The sequence below is a fragment of the Krasilnikovia sp. MM14-A1004 genome (assembly GCF_047159485.1).
Taxonomy (GTDB): domain Bacteria; phylum Actinomycetota; class Actinomycetes; order Mycobacteriales; family Micromonosporaceae; genus Actinoplanes.
Map to the genome: position 1 here is coordinate 510,377 of NZ_AP038773.1, position 17,162 is coordinate 527,538.

General features: G+C 71.2%; 12 protein-coding genes and 1 tRNA gene. All 13 read left to right on the forward strand.

Translation table 11 applies throughout. The features are described from left to right. Positions 1 to 4,698: a beta-ketoacyl synthase N-terminal-like domain-containing protein gene (locus tag ACMCNN_RS02465; RefSeq protein ID WP_412744544.1), complete on the forward strand. Its 4,698-nt coding sequence runs from the start codon at positions 1 to 3 to the stop codon at positions 4,696 to 4,698. 17 nt (positions 4,699 to 4,715) lie between these two features. Continuing rightward, positions 4,716 to 5,012: an acyl carrier protein gene (locus tag ACMCNN_RS02470; RefSeq protein ID WP_412744545.1), complete on the forward strand. Its 297-nt coding sequence runs from the start codon at positions 4,716 to 4,718 to the stop codon at positions 5,010 to 5,012. Further along, positions 5,009 to 5,779: an alpha/beta fold hydrolase gene (locus ACMCNN_RS02475; RefSeq protein WP_412744546.1), complete on the forward strand. Its 771-nt coding sequence runs from the start codon at positions 5,009 to 5,011 to the stop codon at positions 5,777 to 5,779. The genes ACMCNN_RS02470 and ACMCNN_RS02475 overlap by 4 nt, the downstream gene beginning before the upstream one ends. A gap of 15 nt (positions 5,780 to 5,794) precedes the next feature. Beyond that, a complete protein-coding gene (locus ACMCNN_RS02480) occupies positions 5,795 to 6,736 on the forward strand; it encodes a hypothetical protein (protein WP_412744547.1) in 942 nt (313 codons plus the stop codon). A gap of 38 nt (positions 6,737 to 6,774) precedes the next feature. After that, entirely contained in the window at positions 6,775 to 8,472 is a 1,698-nt protein-coding gene (locus ACMCNN_RS02485) for a hypothetical protein (protein WP_412744548.1), read from the forward strand. A gap of 137 nt (positions 8,473 to 8,609) precedes the next feature. Further along, positions 8,610 to 10,436 carry a hypothetical protein gene (locus tag ACMCNN_RS02490; RefSeq protein ID WP_412744549.1) on the forward strand — a complete coding sequence of 609 codons (1,827 nt, stop codon included), beginning with the start codon at positions 8,610 to 8,612 and terminating at the stop codon, positions 10,434 to 10,436. Positions 10,437 to 10,521: 85 nt separating this feature from the next. Continuing rightward, positions 10,522 to 11,478 carry an alpha/beta hydrolase family esterase gene (locus ACMCNN_RS02495; protein WP_412744550.1) on the forward strand — a complete coding sequence of 319 codons (957 nt, stop codon included), beginning with the start codon at positions 10,522 to 10,524 and terminating at the stop codon, positions 11,476 to 11,478. Between the two features lie 34 nt (positions 11,479 to 11,512). Further along, positions 11,513 to 12,343: a helix-turn-helix domain-containing protein gene (locus ACMCNN_RS02500; RefSeq protein WP_412744551.1), complete on the forward strand. Its 831-nt coding sequence runs from the start codon at positions 11,513 to 11,515 to the stop codon at positions 12,341 to 12,343. A 46-nt stretch (positions 12,344 to 12,389) separates the two neighbouring features. Then, positions 12,390 to 12,461, forward strand: a tRNA-Gln gene (locus ACMCNN_RS02505). An 84-nt stretch (positions 12,462 to 12,545) separates the two neighbouring features. After that, the gene (gene glmU, locus ACMCNN_RS02510) at positions 12,546 to 14,003 is read left to right on the forward strand and encodes a bifunctional UDP-N-acetylglucosamine diphosphorylase/glucosamine-1-phosphate N-acetyltransferase GlmU (RefSeq protein WP_412744552.1); all 1,458 of its coding nucleotides are present in this window, start codon (positions 12,546 to 12,548) and stop codon (positions 14,001 to 14,003) included. A gap of 121 nt (positions 14,004 to 14,124) precedes the next feature. Continuing rightward, on the forward strand, positions 14,125 to 15,105 hold the full coding sequence (locus ACMCNN_RS02515) for a ribose-phosphate diphosphokinase (RefSeq protein ID WP_412744553.1): 981 nt from the start codon (positions 14,125 to 14,127) through the stop codon (positions 15,103 to 15,105). Positions 15,106 to 15,580: 475 nt separating this feature from the next. Then, complete coding sequence (locus ACMCNN_RS02520; protein WP_412744554.1) at positions 15,581 to 16,204, forward strand: 50S ribosomal protein L25/general stress protein Ctc; 624 nt, start codon at positions 15,581 to 15,583, stop codon at positions 16,202 to 16,204. 86 nt (positions 16,205 to 16,290) lie between these two features. Next, a complete protein-coding gene (pth, locus tag ACMCNN_RS02525) occupies positions 16,291 to 16,881 on the forward strand; it encodes an aminoacyl-tRNA hydrolase (RefSeq protein ID WP_412744555.1) in 591 nt (196 codons plus the stop codon). The last annotated feature ends 281 nt before the right edge of the window (positions 16,882 to 17,162 follow it).

Consider the following 17,162-nt stretch of genomic DNA (forward strand, 5'->3'; position numbering starts at 1 on the left):
ATGCAGCCCATCGCGATCGTCGGGATGGCGGCGCTGTTCCCCGGCGCCGCCGACCTGGACCAGTACTGGCAGAACCTGGTCGCGGGCAAGGACCAGATCACCGAGGTTCCGCCGGACCGCTTCGACGCGCTGTTCTACGACCCCGCCCACGCGGACCGGCCGGACCGGCTGTACTGCCGGCGCGGCGGGTTCCTCGACGAGCAGGCCGTCTTCGAGCCGCTGAAGTTCGGCATCATGCCGAACTCGGTGGGCGACATCGAGCCGGACCAGCTCATCGCGCTGGAGGTGGCCGCCGCGGCGGTTGCCGACGCGGGCGGGCCGGACCGGATGCCGGACGCCGACCGGGTCGGGGTCATCCTCGGCCGCGGCGGCATCCTCAGCCCCGCCGCCGCCCGGTACGCCCAGCGCGTCCGCATGTCCAGCCAGGTCGTCGGCATCCTGCGGGAGCTGATCCCGGACCTCGACGAGGAACGCCTCGACCTGGTCCGGGCCCGGTTCGACGAACGGCTCGGCAAACACCAGCCGGAGGGCACGATCGGCCTCGTGCCGAACCTCGCCGCATCCCGGGTGGCGAACCGGCTCAACCTGCGCGGGCCCGCGTACACGATCGATGCGGCGTGCGCGTCGTCGCTGCTGGCGGTCGACCAGGGGATGACGGAGCTGGCCGCCGGGCGGCTCGACGCGGTGCTGGCCGGGGGCACCCACCACGTCCACGACATCAGCTTCTGGTCGGTGTTCAACCAGCTCCAGGCGCTGAGCCGCAAGGGCGACATCCGGCCCTTCGACGCGGACGCGGACGGCGTACTCATCGGTGAGGGCACTGGCATGGTCGTGCTGAAGCGCCTCGCGGACGCCGAGCGCGACGGCGACCGCGTCTACGCGGTGATCCGGGGCAGCGGCACCAGCAGCGACGGCCGATCGGCCAGCATGTTCAACCCGGCCAGTGCGGGGCAGGCCCTGGCCATCCGCCGCGCGTGGGAGGCGGCCGGGCTCGACCCGACCGCCCCGGACGCGCTCGGCCTGTTGGAGGCGCACGGCACCGCCACGCCCACCGGCGACGCGGCCGAGCTGGCCACGGTCGCCGAGGTGTTCGGGCCGCACACCGGCGGCGAGCGCCCCGTCATCGGCTCGGTGAAATCCATGATCGGCCACGCCATGCCCGCCGCGGGCATCGCCGGGCTGATCAAGGCGACCCTCGCGGTCTACCACGGGGTGCTGCCGCCCACGCTGCACTGCGACCGGCCGCGCGCCGAGATGGCCCGGACCAGGTTCCAGCCGATCGGCACCGCCCGCCCGTGGCAGAGTGCGGGCCCGCGCCGCGCCGGGGTCAACGCGTTCGGATTCGGCGGCATCAACGCCCACGTGATCATCGAGCAGCACGCGAGCCCGGTGCCGGTCGAGGTCGAGGTCACCGAACCGGACAAGGTCATGTGGCTGGCCGCGGACACCCCTGCCGCGCTGGCCGACCTGCTGGCCGCACCCGACGCCGTGGTGCGCGGCCTGGAACGGGCCGGGACCCTCGACGGCGGCCCGGTGCGCATCGGCATCGTCGACCCCACCGACCAGCGCCTCGCCGCCGCCCGGCGGATGGTCGCCCGGGGCGAGCCGTGGCGCGGCGGCCGCGACATCTGGTTCACCCCGCGGCCGCTGCTCGGGCCCGGCGGCGGCCAGCTCGCCTTCGTCTACCCCGGGGTCGAGGCGGAGTTCGCGCCACGGGTCGCGGACGTGGCCGCCCACTTCGGACTGCCGTACCGGGAGTTCAGCGCGAACGACCTCGGGCAGCACGGCACCGGGCTGGTCGAGGTCGGCACGCTGCTGGACGCCGCGTTGCGGCGGATGAACGTACGGCCCGACGCGGTCGCCGGGCACAGCATCGGCGAGTGGACCGCGGCCGCCGTCACCGGACAGATGAGTACGCAGGGCGTGGACGCGTTCCTCGGCCTGTTCGACGCGGACACCGTCGAGGTGTCGGGGTACGCGTTCGCCGCGATCAGCGCCGGCGCCGAAACCGTGCTGCCGTTGCTGGACGCGTACCCGGGGGTGCTGTTCACGCACGACAACGCGCCCGCCCAGTGCGTGGTGAACGGTCCGCGCGAGCAGGTGCAGCGGCTCGTGGACGACCTGCGGGCGCGCAACATCCTGTGCCAGATGCTGCCGTTCCGGTCGGCGTTCCACACCCCCGTGTTCGCCGAAGGGCTGCAGGCCATCGGCGCGGCCATGGGGCGGTGGGAGGTGCACCCCACCGACGTGCCGGTGTGGTCGGGCACGCTGGCCGCGCCGTTCCCCAGCGACCCGGACGAGGTCAACGCGCTGTTCATCCGGCACATGATCGAGCCGGTCCGGTTCCGGCAGACGGTCAACGCCATGTACGACGCCGGTATCCGCGTCTTCTTGCAGGTCGGGGCCGGGCAGCTGGCCACGCTCATCGACGACAACCTGCGCGACCGGGACCACCTGGCCATGCCGGTCAACGTGTCGCGGCGCAGCGGCCTGGACCAGCTGCGACGGGTCGCCACTGCGCTGTGGGTGGACGGTGGCGCGCCGGACCTGCGGGTCCTCGACCCGGCGCCGGTGGCGGCCCGCCCGGTCCCGGAGCATCGGGTCGCCGGTCCGGCCGCGCGGCGCGGCCCGGCGGTCCGGCTGGACCTGGGCGGCACGCTGGTCAAGCTGGGCGAGGGCGCGGCCGACCTGCTCGGCATCACGACACACGGGCCCGGGTCCGCGCCCGCCCGATCGGTCGCGACCGCCCCGGCAGTGGCGCGACCGGCCGCGACCTCGCCCGCCCGGGCAGTGACGCCACCGGCCGCACCTGCTTCTGCGCGGCCGGCCGCACCCGTGCCCGCGCAACCGGCTGCACCTGCGGCCGCCGCGGGTGTGGAGGCGCATCAGGCCGCGCTGTCGGCGTTGAACCGCCTCGCTGGGAACTCCAGTGCCGCTCGGGAACTCGCTGCCCTGTTGGAGGAGACGGCGAACGACGCGGTGACCGTGCTGAGCGCGGCCGCTGCTGCCCCCGCGCGTGGCACCGCCGTGCCTCCCGCGGCCCCACGGCCCGCGCATCCGGCCGCCACGGCGTCCGTGCGTCCGGCCGCCACACCTCCCGCTGCTGCGTCGCCCGCCCGCGCGCCTGCGCCACCACGCCCGGCTGCGGTGGCGCCGACGGCCGCTCCGGCCCCGGCGGTGCGGACCGCCGCCGCCGGCGCGGGCGACGACGTGGTGTTGCGGACCTCGCTGGACGTCTCCGTGGAGCGGATGCCGTACCTGCGGGACCACTGCTTCTTCGTGCAGCCGGACGACTGGCCCAAGGTCGAGGACCGCTGGCCCGTGGTGCCCGCCACCACGGTCGTGCAGCACATGATGGACGCCGCCGAACAGGCCGCACCCGGCCTGCGGGCGGTCGCGGTCCGCGACGCGAAGTTCAACCGCTGGCTGATCGCGGCCCCGCCGCAACGCGTCGACATCACGGTCCGCCGGACCGGCCCGGACCAGCTCGCCGTGGTGTTCGGCGGCTACGCCCGCGCCACCATCGAGATGGCCGCGCAGTACCCGCAGCCGCCCGAGGCGCCGTGGACCCACGACCCCGGCACGGAACGTCCGCCGACGATCAGTGCGGAACAGATGTACGCCGAACGCCTCATGTTCCATGGCCCGAAGTTCCAGGGCGTCACGGCGGTGTACGCCCTCGGCGACATGCACGTCCGCGGCGAGGTGACGGCTCCGGTCCCGCCGGGTGCCCTGCTCGACAACGCGTTGCAGCTCATCGGCAACTGGCTCATCACCACGCAGCCGATGCGTACCGTGGCGCTGCCGGTGGGGCTGCGGCACGTCAGGTTCTTCGGGCCGCCGCCCGCGCCGGGCACCGCGTTCGACTGCGTGGCCCGGGTCCGGTCCATCACCGACGGTGAACTGATCGCCGACACCCAACTGTCGGTCGGCGGGCGGGTGTGGGCGCAGATCGATGGCGCCACCGACCGGCGCTTCGACAGCCACCCGACCGCGCGGGCCTGCGAGCGGTTCCCGGAGAAGTACCCGATGTCGCAGCGCCGCCCCGAGGGCTGGACTGTCGTCTTCGACGCATGGACCGACCTGGTCACCCGCGGCATGGCGGCGCGCGGCATCCTCGGCGGCGACGCCGCGGTCGAGTACGAGCGGATGCCCGGCGCGCGCCGCAAGCAGTGGATGCTGGGGCGGATCGCGGCCAAGGACGCGGTGCGGTTCCAGCAGTGGGACGCCGGGCACACAGACGTCTACCCGATCGAGCTGACCGTAGGTAATGAAGCGTCCGGGCGGCCGTACGTGGAGCTGCGGCCCGGCCGCGGCTTCGTGGACGGCGTGGTGTCGATCGCGCACACGCAGGAGGTCGGCGTCGCGATCGCCGGACCGCCCGGCGGGAAGGTCGGCATCGACGTCGTGGAGATCGCCCCCCGCGACGACGCCACCCTGAAGTACGCGCTGACCGACGCCGAGCGCGCCCAGATTCACGGCGACCGGGACGTGGCCCGCATCTGGGCCGCGAAGGAGGCCGTCGGCAAGGCGCTGGGCACCGGCCTGGACGGCGCCCCGCGCCGCTTCGCGGTGTCACTGGCCGACGGCACGGTCACCGTGGACGGCCGCAGCTTCCCGGTGGCCTTCGCCGAAATCGAGAACCCAGCCGACCTGCCGCCCCGCCGCTACGTCGTGGCGTGGACACCCGCCGAGTGAACAAGGAGAGCACCGCCATGCCCTCGAACCCGACCGCAGTTCTCGCCGACGTCGACGCCCTGCTCCGCGCGGTGCTGGGCGACTTCGGACCCGACGCCGAGATCACAATGGAGACCACGTTCCGCGACGACCTGGGCATGGAGAGCCTGGACGTGGTGGCGCTGGCCGGACGCCTCCAGGCCCGGTACGGCGACTCTGTCAACTTCGCGCTGTTCGTCTCCTCGCTCGACGTCGCCTCGATCGGCGAGCTGACAGTCGGCCAGCTGGTCGACTACATCGCGCAATCACTGGAGAAGGTTCCGGCCGCGTCATGAGCCACGTGGTGGTCAACGGTGTCCGGGTGCACGTGCAGGAGCTGCCGCCGGTGGGGGAGCGGCGCGGCACCGCCGTACTGATTCACGGCATGACCTCGGACAGCATGGCGAGCTGGTTCCTCACGCTCGCGCACCCGCTGGCTGCGGAGGGCCTGCGAGTGCTGCTCTACGACCTGCGCGGGCACGGCCACAGCGACCGCCCGCCGACCGGGTACGCGCTGGACGACTTCGTCGACGACCTGGAAGGGCTGCTCGACCACTGGGGGGTCGACGAGCCGGTCCACCTGTTCGGCAACTCGTTCGGCGGCACCATCGCGTTCGCGTATGCGGCCCGGCACCCGGACCGGGTCGCCGGGATCGTCGCTGTCGAATCGGCGCCGCCGACCGCGGCCTGGTTCGGCCGGATGGCCCGGCGGCTGGCCAGCGCCGCGGAGACCCTCGCGGACGCCGAAGCGGTGGCGCACAGCCGCCCCCTGCTGGCCCGCCGCTACCGGGAGGCCTCCGCCCTGCTGTCCGGCACCACGGTCGGCCAGGAACTGCCCAACAGCGCCCTGCCCGACCCGGCCCGGCTGGCCGCCATCAACTGCCCCGTGCTGTGCCTGTACGGGGCGGACTCGGCGGTCAAGGAACTCGCCCCGCACACCCAGCGGCTGCTGCCGCAGTCCGGCCACGTCGTCATCGACGGCCAGAAACACACCCTGCTCATCAAGGCCCCCGACCAGGTACGCGCCCACGTGCTGCCCTGGCTCGCCACCCCCGTCCATTAAGGAGACCCCGCGTCGATGGACCGCGCCATCATCATCAGCAACGGCCGCTGCGGCTCGACCATGCTGTCGGATCTCATCGTCTCCGAACCCGAGACGTGCTCCGTCCAGGAGTTCTTCATGTCCGTGGCGATGTGGCAGCGCAGCAGCGAGATCCTCACCGGGCCCGCGTACTGGGACGTGCTGAGCGGGCCCAAGGAGGAGCTGTCGCTGCTGTTCCGGATCGGGGTGCCGCCCAAGGAGGTGCGGTACCCGGCGACCGGCCGATTCGCCGGTGACCTGCTGAAGCTGCCCCGCATCATGGCGATCACGCTGGCCAAGCTCACCGACGACCCGGACACGCTGTTCGACCGGCTGGGCGAGCGGGTCCGGCAGTTCCCGGCGCAGCGGATCGGCGCACACCACCAGGCGTTCCTCGACCTGCTGGCCGAACTGACCGGTAAGAAGCGCTGGGTGGAACGCTCCGGCGGCTCCAGCCAGGTGGCGCCGTCGCTGCTGGAGAACCACCCCTCCGCCCGGATCGTGTACCTGACCCGCGACTGGGCCGCCACCGCCCGTTCGATGAGCCGCCACTCGGTGTTCCAGCTGGTGCAGCTGCGCGTCGAGGCCGTCGGCCGGTACGGCGTGGACCCCCTGACCGTGCCACCCGGCACGCCGGTGCCGGACGAGCTGGCCCCGTACCTGCCGGACCGGCTCACCGCCGAGCTGCTCAGCGAGCGCGGCAACGACGTCAAGCGCTTCATGGCCCTGTGCGCGTTCATGAGCAGCCAGGCCGAGCAGATCCTGGCCGACCGGCCGCCCGCGCACCTGCACCGGATCGCGTACGAGGACCTCGTCGCGGATCCGGTCGCACGGCTCACCGACCTCGGCGAGTTCCTGCAGTTCGCCGACCCCGCCGGATGGGCCGCCTCGGTGGCCCACCGAGTGCGCAGACCGGAACCGGCTGTGGCGCTCGGCTGAGCGGGACCACCCCGTCCTTTCGTGAAGGGACCATCCCCGTGATCGGAACCCTGCGCCGGTTCAGCACGATGCTGGCGGCGCTGTTATTGACCACCGGCGCCGCGGCCGCCCCGGCCCGCGCCGCCGACCCCGACCCGTACACCTTTCATCTGCTGGCCAAGGCCAAGCCCGACGAATGCTTCAACGGCATCGGCCAGCCGTATCCCCCCGGCCCGCCGTGCGCCGAGGGCCAGGCAAAGGTCAACCAGGCGTACGTGTGGGGCCTCACCCGGGTCGGCCAGAGCGTCTGGTTCGGCACCGGCGCCAACGTGCACTGCCTGGTCAGCGGCGCCACCCTCGACGTCGCCGTGCCGGTGGTCAACCCCGACTACGTCTGCGAGTACGGCCAGAGCCAGACCGTCCGCAACGACCCCACCTTCCCCGCCCCGATCGGCGACCAGCGACCGCCACAGGTGTGGCTGTACGACACGCTGACCAAACGGCTGACCGACAAGAGCGCCGAGATCCGCGCCAAGAGCCCCGACGACGCGGACCGCCTGCGCACCACGATCGGCCTGCGCGCCGCTGGGAACCTGAACAACGTCGTCCTGCTCGGCGGCCCGGCGCTGGGTGACTCGCTGAACCTGTTCGCGTTCGACGCCCGCACCCGGCGGTTCCTCGGCTCTGTCAACCTGCCCCAATACGGCAACATCCGTACGTTCCTCGTCGCCGAGGGCGCGCTGTATCTCGGCGTCGGGGTCGGCAACAACGGTTCGTCCGGCGGCGGTGTGCTGCGCTGGACCGGCAGCGTCCACAACCCGTTCGCGCTGGAAACTGTCGGCACACTGCCGGCGCAGGCCGCCGACCTGACCTACCACGACGGCCGGATCGCGACCACCACCTGGCCCGCCGACCAGCCCACCAGCCCCGCGCAGCTCGCCGGGGTCTGGCTCAGCCCGCCGCTGGCCGACGGCGAGCCCGGCCTCAACCCGGAGGACGCGACAGGCTGGAAGCAGGTCTGGCACGCCCGCCAATACGAGACTGACAAGGTCGTCGCGGCCACCTACGGCGGCGGCGGGATCGCCTCGTTCGGCGGCTGGCTCTACTGGGGCACCATGCACGTGCCGCTCAAGGCCACCAAGGTGCACCAGGCCGTCTACCCGCAGACCACCGACGACGCGAAGGCCGCGCAGGTGAAATACACACAGCGCGGCATCAGCGTCTGGCGCGGCAAGGACCTGGGCCTGCCCACCCAGCAGATCGAGCTTCTGTACGGCGAGTCCGCGCTACCCGCCTACGACCCGGCCACGGCGACCTGGAAGAACGTGCCCACCGGCTGGACACCGAAGTACGGAAAGACCGGCTTCGGCTACCCGTTCAACAACTACACGTGGCGGATGGCCGTGGCCGGCGACCGGCTCTACGTCGGCACCATGGACTGGAGCTACATCGCCAACGACATCATGAACCAGCCATCCGGATTCTCCACCCGCGACCGCGCGGCGGTCACCTCAGGCATTGACCCCGATGCGTATGGTGGCGACTTGTGGATGTTCCCGTCCACATCGGAGCCCGCGACCCCGATAAATATCAAGGGCATGGGTAACTACCTGAACTACGGCATCCGCAACATGATCCCGAACGGCAACGGGCTGTACCTGGGCATGGCCGACCCGATGAACCTGCGCACCGACCCCACCGACGACGTACCCGAGGGCGGCTGGGAGCTGATCAGGCTCGACAGATCCTGCCCGTAACCCCGTAGACGTGGGCGGGCGGCGACCCACGACGCCGCCCGTCCACCCCGGCCCCGACTCACGCGGGGCCCGAACCGTCAGCGCCTGCCGCCACTGCGGTGGGCGCTCGTTGCGCTCCGCGGAAAGGGAAGATGTTCATGAAAATAGCTCCGACCGCCACCCTGCGCCGGGTGGCGGCGGTGGGCACCGTCCTCGTGCTCGCCGCGGGCTGGCCGGCCACCCCCGCCGCCGCCCACCCGGCCCGCGACATCAAGATTCCCTTCATCAGTACCATCGCCGACCTGGTGCGCCGCGCCATCGACGGCCAGCTGCGGCTGCCCGCCCACGGCAAGAACGGCTACCGGTTCGACCTGCTGGCCAAGGCCAAGCCCGACGAGTGCTTCAACGGTGTCGGCCAGCCGTACCCCGCCGGGCCGCCGTGCAAGACCGGCCAACCCAAGGTCAACCAGGCGTACGTCTGGGGCCTCACCCAGGTCGGCAAGACCGTCTGGTTCGGCACCGGCGCCAACGTGCACTGCCTGGTCAGCGGCGCCACACTCAACTACGTCAAGCCGACCGCCAACGACAACTGGACCTGCGAGTACGGCGAGAGCCAGTCTGGAAAGGCCGACGACGCGATCCCCGACTACCTCGGCGACATGCGCGCCCCCGAGGTGTGGACGTACGACACCACCACGAAGAAATCGGTGAACAAGTCGGCGGAGATCCGCGCCAAGTCGCCCGACGACGCACTGCGCCTGAGCCACACCATCGGCCTGCGCGCCGCGGGCAATATGGGCGACGTCGTCCTGCTCGGTGGCCCCGCGCTCGGCGACACCCTCAACATGTTCGCGTTCGACGCGACCACCCAGCAGTACCTGGGCTCGTTCACGTTCGCGAACTACGGCAACATCCGCACGTTCCTGGTCGCCGACGACGCGCTCTACCTGGGCGTCGGCATCGGGCGTAACGGTTCCGCGGGCGGCGCCGTGCTGCGCTGGTCCGGCGACAAGAGCAACCCGTTCGCGTTCACCACTGTCGCGTCGCTGCCTGTGCAGGCCGCCGACCTCACCGTGTACGACGGCCGGATCGCCGCCACCAGCTGGCCCGCCGAGCAGCCCACCAGCCAGCTCATGCTGGCCGGACTGTGGATCAGCCCGAAGCTCGCCGACGGGCAGCCCGGCCTCAACCCCGAGGACGCCACGGGCTGGAAGCAGGTCTGGAACGCCCGCCAGTACGAGCCCGACCGGGTCGTGTCGGCCACCTACGGCGGCGGCGGCATCGCCGCGTTCGACGGCTACGTCTACTGGGGCACCATGCACGTACCCATGAAGTCCAGCATGGTGCACGCGAACGTCTACCCGCCCGCGGACAAGGAGGCGGCCAAGACGCAGGACGTCAACACCCAGCGCGCGGTCAGCATCTGGCGCGGCAAGGACCTCGGCCTGCCCACCCAGAAGATCGAACTCGTGTACGGCGAGAAGACGCTGCCCGCCTGGGACCCCGCCACCAGCACCTGGTCGCAGAAGTCCACCAACTTCACCCCGCTGTACGGCAAGTCCGGCTTCGGCTACCTGTTCAACAACTACACGTGGCGGATGACCGTGGTGGACAACAAGCTGTTCGTCGGCACCATGGACTGGAGCTACCTGGTCAAGGACCTGTTGCAGGGCGCCGCGCCGACCGCACCGGTCAACAAGTTCGCCCGGCAGGCCATGGCCGACCCTGACTCGTGGGCCAAGCCGCTGATCAAGCCGAGCCAGTTCGGCGGCGACCTGTACATGTTCCCCGACAGCAACTCGCCCGCGGTCGCTGTCAACAAGCGCGGCCTGGGGAACTACCTCAACTACGGGATCCGCAACATGATCCCGGACGGCACCGGTGGCCTGTACATCGGCATGGCCAACCCGATGAACCTGCGTACCAAGCGCCTCGACGGCAAACCCGAGGGCGGCTGGGAACTCATCAGAATGACCAGCCACTGACGGCCGGGCAAGGGCTGGGCGAGGTTTCGCCCAGCCCTTGCTCACTTCTTACCTGCCTCGAACATCCACAGGAGACGATGCGACGGTGAGAACCCGAGTCCTCGCCCTGATAGCTGTCGGCCTGCTCGCCGTCGGTGGCTGCACCGGGCACCGCGCCGACCGCGGCCGCCCGCCCGCCCCCGCGCCCTCCGTCTCCACCCCGCCCGTCGGGCAGTCGTCGGCCAGCATGACCGTCGGCGACCAGCAGCGGACCTACCGGGTGTACCGACCCGCCGGGCTGCCCACGCCCGCGCCGCTGGTCATCGTGCTGCACGGCGCCGCCGGCACCGGCCAGCAGGCCGAAGAGTCGTACGGCTGGGACACCGAGGCCGACACCGGGAAGTTCCTCGTCGCCTACCCGGACGGCATCCGCCGCACCTGGAACGCCGACCCCGACTGCTGCGGCGTGGCCGCCCGCGACAACGTCGACGACGTCGGCTTCATCACCAAGCTCGCCGGATCCTTCGGCGGCCTCGTCGACCAGCGGCGCGTCTACGCCACCGGCATCTCCAACGGCGCGCTGTTGTCGTACCGGCTGGCCTGCGAGACGGACATCTTCGCGGCCATCGGCCCGGTCGCCGGCACGATGATCAACGACTGTCCCGATCCGCATCCACTGTCGATCATGCACATCCACGGCACCGCCGACCCCACCGTCCCGTACGGCGGCGGACCCGGCAGGCGCGACAACGGCGGTGCGGGCAGCCGCCTGCCCGCCAAGATCGACGGCCCGGCCGTGCCGGACCTGATCGGCCAGTGGCGGAAGGTCGACCAGTGCGCGGCGCCGGTCGTCAAGACGTCCGGCGCGGTCACCACGTCCACGGCCGCGTGCGCCGACGGGCGCGCGGTCGATCTGATCACGGTGGCGGGGGCGGGGCACCAGTGGCCGGGATCGCGGCCCGCGCCGATCGCGCAGCGGCTGCTCGGGCTGGACGCGCCGTCGACGGCGCTGCGGGCGACCCCGACACTGTGGACGTTCTTCGCTGCGCATCCACGGGCGTGAGTTTCTGTCGTACCCGCGTTCTAACGTACCGACCATGACTGATTCGCGTCGCGCGGAGGCGCGCCGACTCCGGGTTGATCCCGGTCTGTCCCTGTCCGAACTCATGAAGCACTTCGGTGTCGGTAGCTCGACCCTCACGGACTGGCTCCGAGGAATCGAGCCACCGGAGTGGACCCGCCGCCCGAACGCCAAGGATCACCTTCGAGAGCGGGCCGTGGTCCTTCGCCGTGACGGTTGGTCGGTCAACGACCTGGCGGTCGAGCTGGGCGTGGCGAAATCGACCGCCTATGCCTGGGTCCGGCACCTGCCGCTGGATCCGGACAGCGAACGTGCCCGCCGCAAGCAGGAGCACGCTGCGGTCATGGCTGCCGGGCGGTGGGAGGCGAAGCGGGCGGAACGCGATCAGCGGCGGGCGACGGTGCATGCCGGCGCCGCCGCCACCGTCGGCACGCAGAGCGAGCGGGACGCACTTCTCGTCGGTGCGGCGATCTACTGGTGTGAGGGAGCCAAATCCAAGCCATGGCGCCGATTGGACCGGCTGACCTTTATCAACAGCGACCCGGGCCTCATCGCGTTGTTCCTGCGCTTCCTGGCGGTCTGTGGGCGTGACCGGCACGAGGTCGATTACCGGGTGCATATCCACGAGACGGCCGACGCCGAGGAGGCCGCCGATTGGTGGTGCAGCGAGTTGGGGCTGCCGCGATCAAGATTCCAGCGACCGACGATCAAGCGCCACCTGCCTGCCACGAGACGGCTGAACGTCGGTGGGGATTACCACGGGTGCCTGGCCGTTTCCGTTCCTCGATCAGCGGAGCTCTACTGGACGGTGGAGGGAGTAATGGCGGCGTTGACGGACCTGAGATAGTAGGTTCTGGCAATCGAGCGCCGGAGCAGTCCGGGGTTCGAACCAGTCGGCCGTGGTGAAATGGGCATCACCTTCGGTTTTGGTCCGAAAGTTCCGGGTTCGAGTCCTGGCGGCCGAGCGTGCCCTGTGGTAAGGCAACGTAGATTTGCGGAGTCCCCCATCGCGCAATCGATGCCGCGATCTTCACCGTTGCCCGTAAACAATGGAGTCCCGCGTGAGCCGTGCCGAGAGCCGTACCGTTGTCGTCCTTGCCGCCGGTGAGGGGAAGCGGATGAAGTCCGCGACCCCCAAGATGCTGCACCGGTTGCTGGGCCGGACGCTGCTCGGCCACGTCCTGGTCGCCGCCGAGGCCGCCGAGGCCGACCGCACGATCGTCGTTGTCGGCCACCAGGCCGACGTGGTCCGCGCGCACCTCACCGAGATCGCCCCCGACGCCACCCCGGTCCTGCAGGCGGAGCAGAACGGCACCGGCCACGCCGTGCGCATCGCCCTGGACGCGGTGCCCGAGGCGGCCGGCACCGTGGTGGTGCTCAACGCGGACGTCCCGCTGCTGCGCCCCGCGACCGTGGCGGCGCTGATCGAGGCGCACGAGGAGTCCAAGGCCGGGGCGACCGTGCTGGCCGCCGAGGTGGCGGACCCGACCGGGCTGGGCCGGGTGGTCCGCGACGCCAAGGGCAACCTGGAGCGCATCGTCGAGGAGCGCGACGCCACCGCCGAGCAGCGCGCGATCCGGGAGATCAACGCGGGCATCTACGCCTTCGACGCGGCGCTGTTGCGCGAGGCCCTGGGCAAGTTGTCGACCGACAACGACCAGGGCGAGGAGTACCTGACGGACGTCTTCGGCCTGATGGCCGCGGTGGACCACCCGGTCGGGGTGTACGTCGCCGCGGACGCGCAGGAGACGTTGGGCTGCAACGACAGGGCGGAGCTGGCCAAGCTGCGGGCGCTGCTGCGGGACAGGGTGAACACGGCGTGGATGCGTTCCGGCGTGACGATCATGGACCCGGCGACGACGTGGATCGACGTGACCGCCACCGTGCAGCCGGACGCGGTGATCGACCAGAACACGCAGCTGCTGGGTGAGACGCGGGTCGCTGCCCACGCGGTGGTGGGCCCGGACGTGACGCTGGTGGACACGGCGGTGGCCGAGGGGGCGACCGTGCTGCGGGCGCACTGCGTCGGCGCGCAGGTGGGCCCGGAGGCGACCGTCGGTCCGTACTCGTATCTGCGGCCGGGGACCAGGCTGGGTCGCAAGGCCAAGGTGGGCGGCTTCGTCGAGACGAAGAACGCCGAGCTGGGCGACGGCGCGAAGGTGCCGCACCTGTCGTACGTGGGTGACGCGGCGATCGGCCCGAAGGCGAACATCGGCGCGGGCACGATCTTCGCGAACTACGACGGGGTCAAGAAGCACCGTACGACGGTGGGTGAGGCGGCGTTCGTGGGCAGCGACACGGTGCTGATCGCCCCGGTCGAGATTGGCCCCGGCGCGTACGTGGCCGCGGGCAGCGCGATCGCCAAGGATGTGCCGCCGGGCAACCTGGGTGTGACGCGCGCGCCGCAGCGCAACGTGGAGGGCTGGACGGAGCGCCGCCGGTCGGGCACGGCGTCGGCGCAGGCGGCGGAGCGGGCCGAACGGGAGTCGGGCGACGCCGGGGAGTGATCTTCCGGGTCGCCCCGCCGTGAGCCATCCCACCTCGCAGACTCGGCGTGTGGCGCGAAACTTGTCGCGGGGGATACTGCACGGGACACACCCCTCGACCACCACGGGAGCGGACGAGCCGATGGGCAGCATCGTCGCGGAGAACCGCAAGAGTCTGATGCTTTTCTCCGGGCGGGGCTTCCCGGAACTGGCCGAGGAGATCGGGCAGGTGCTGGGGATCGCGCCGACCCCGTCGGACTCGTACGAGTTCGCGAATGGGGAGATCTTCGTCCGGTTCAAGGAGTCGGTGCGGGGTTCGGACGCGTTCGTCGTGCAGTCGATGACCGAGGGCGTGAACCGCTGGGTCATGGAGACCCTGATCATGATCGACGCGCTGAAGCGGGGCTCTGCGAAGCGCATCACGGTCGTGCTGCCGTTCTATCCGTACGCGCGGCAGGACAAGAAGCACCGCGGCCGTGAGCCGATCTCGGCGCGGCTGGTGGCCGACCTGCTGAAGACGGCCGGCGCGAACCGGATCCTGACGGTGGACCTGCACACCGCGCAGATCCAGGGTTTCTTCGACGGACCGGTGGATCACCTGTTCGCGATGGACACCCTGGCCGAGCACGTGCAGCGCAAGTACGCGGGCCGCCCGATGACCGTGGTGGCCCCGGACTCGGGCCGGGTGCGGGTGGCGGAGCGCTGGACGGACCGGCTGGGCGGTTGCCCGCTGGCGTTCATCCACAAGACCCGTGATCCGCTCAAGCCGAACCAGGTGGTGGCGAACCGGGTGGTCGGCGAGGTCGAGGGCCGGGTGTGCCTGGTCGTCGACGACATGATCGACACGGGTGGCACGATCGCGAAGGCCGCGGACATCCTGTTCGACTCGGGTGCCGCGGACGTGATCGTGGCGGCGACGCACGCGCTGCTGTCGGACCCGGCGACCGAGCGGCTGAAGAACAGCCGGATCACCGAGCTGGTGGTGACGAACACGTTGCCGCTGCCGCCCGAGAAGCGCCTGGACAAGATCACTGTGCTGTCGATCGCGCCGCTGCTGGCCAGGGCGATCCGCGAGGTCTTCGACGACGGCTCGGTGACCACCCTGTTCGGCGGCCTCAGCTAGGTTCCCGCGATTCCAGCACCGGCGAAGGCCGGGTTCCGGCGAATCGAGGTCCGGCGAAGGCTGGGTAGCGGGCGAATCCGGGTCCGGCGAATCCAGGTTCCGGCGAATCGCGGCGCGCCGGGGCCCGCGTGTGTTGTGATCACTTGAGCTGGAACGTCGGGGTCGAGCCCGGCGTTGGCAGCGGGCTCGGGGTCATGCAACTTGCATCGGCCGGGTGAAGTTTTCGCAGAGAACGGACCCGGTGGGTTGTGCCCGATCGCGGAAGGTAAGCTGGCACGGTTGCCACGGCGAGGGTGCCCCGCGGGCTGCTGACGTTCGCAGTCGGCTTGGAGGCACCGTGATCGACGCGGTGCTCCGGGCGTGTGCCCTGGCGCGCCCCCTCGCCCGGCAGCGCCCGACGATGGCCCGCTCCACCGCCGACCGCCCGCAGCCCGCCGACTCATGCAGCCGAGCTTAGAGTTTCAGGAGTTTCCCTGTGTCCGAGGTAAAGATCAGCGCCGAGCCCCGCACCGAGTTCGGCAAGGGTGGTGCCCGCCGCACGCGCCGGGCCGGGAAGGTGCCCGCCGTGCTGTACGGGCACGGCGAGAAGCCCCAGCACATCGCTCTGCCGGCGCGTGAGTTCGCGGCCGCGATCAGGCACGGTGGCCTCAACCAGGTCTTCACGATCGACATCGTGGGCGGCACCGGCACGACGCTGGCGCTGCCGAAGGCGATCCAGCGCGACCCGATCAAGGACACGTTCGAGCACGTCGACCTGATCATCGTGAAGCGTGGCGAGAAGGTCCAGGTCGACGTCCCGGTGACGCTGACCGGCGAGGCCGCCCGCAACACTCTCGTGGTGCACGAGAGCAACACGCTGGCCGTGGTCGCCGAGGCGATGCACCTCCCGACCGGCTTCGAGGTGGCCCTCGACGGCCTGGAGGCGGGCTCGCAGATCACCGCGGCCGACGTGACGCTGCCCAAGGGCGTGGACCTGGCCGTGGACCCCGACTTCGTGATCGCCGTGGTGACGGCCGCCCAGACGGCCGAGCAGCTGGAGGGCGAGACCGGCGAGGCCGCCGCCGAGGCCGCTGAGGGTGGCGAGGCCGCCGCGGAGTGACCGCGGCCGCGGAGCGAGTCCCGTAACGACCACGTCAGGGAAAGTGCCATCGGCACTTTCCCTGACGCATATCCGGAGACGACACGATGAGCAGCGACGACGCGCCCTGGCTGGTGGTCGGATTGGGCAATCCGGGCCGCGAGTACGCCGGTAACCGGCACAACGTGGGCTTCATGGCGGCCGACCTGCTGGCCTCGCGGGTGGGTGCGAAGTTCGGCCGGCACCGGCGGGCGCACGCCGAGGCGGCCGAGGGGCGCCTCGGTCTGGGCGGTCCGCGGCTGGTGCTGGTGAAGCCGCTGACGTACATGAATCTGTCCGGTGCCCCGGTGTCCGCGCTGGCGCAGTTCTACAAGGTGCCGCTGGCGCACGTGGTCGCGGTGCACGACGAGCTGGACGTGCCGTTCGGCCAGGTACGGGCGAAGCGCGGCGGCGGCGAGGGCGGCCACAACGGGCTGCGCTCCATGTCGAAGTCGCTGGGCGCCAAGGAGTACGCCCGGGTGCGGTTCGGCATCGGGCGGCCGCCGGGGCGGCAGGACCCGGCGGACTACGTGCTGTCGGACTTCTCCTCGTCCGAGCGCAAGGAGCTCGATTTCCTCGTGGACCGCGCCGCGGACGTCGTGGAGGCGGTCGTGCTCGAGGGGGTCGAGTGGGCGCAGAACAAATATCACGGCGGGTGACATCGCGGGACCCGAACGGCCAGAACTTTTAGACCGTTTTGTCCCTCTCTCTGCCCCGTGACCCGACGCTCCACCCGGGCGTTGGTCACATATAGCCGCAGCGCACAGAGGTGCGCGGGACGGGGCGGGGGACGGGGAGGGTCGGTGACGCAGGACCTGACCGAGGAGACTGGGGCGGCCCGTCAGGGCAGGGCGATCTACGGGCGTGAGACCCGCGAGGGGTCCCCTCGGCCCGTGCTGGACCCGTATGTGAAGGGCCGGTTTCATCCGGAGGCCGCGGC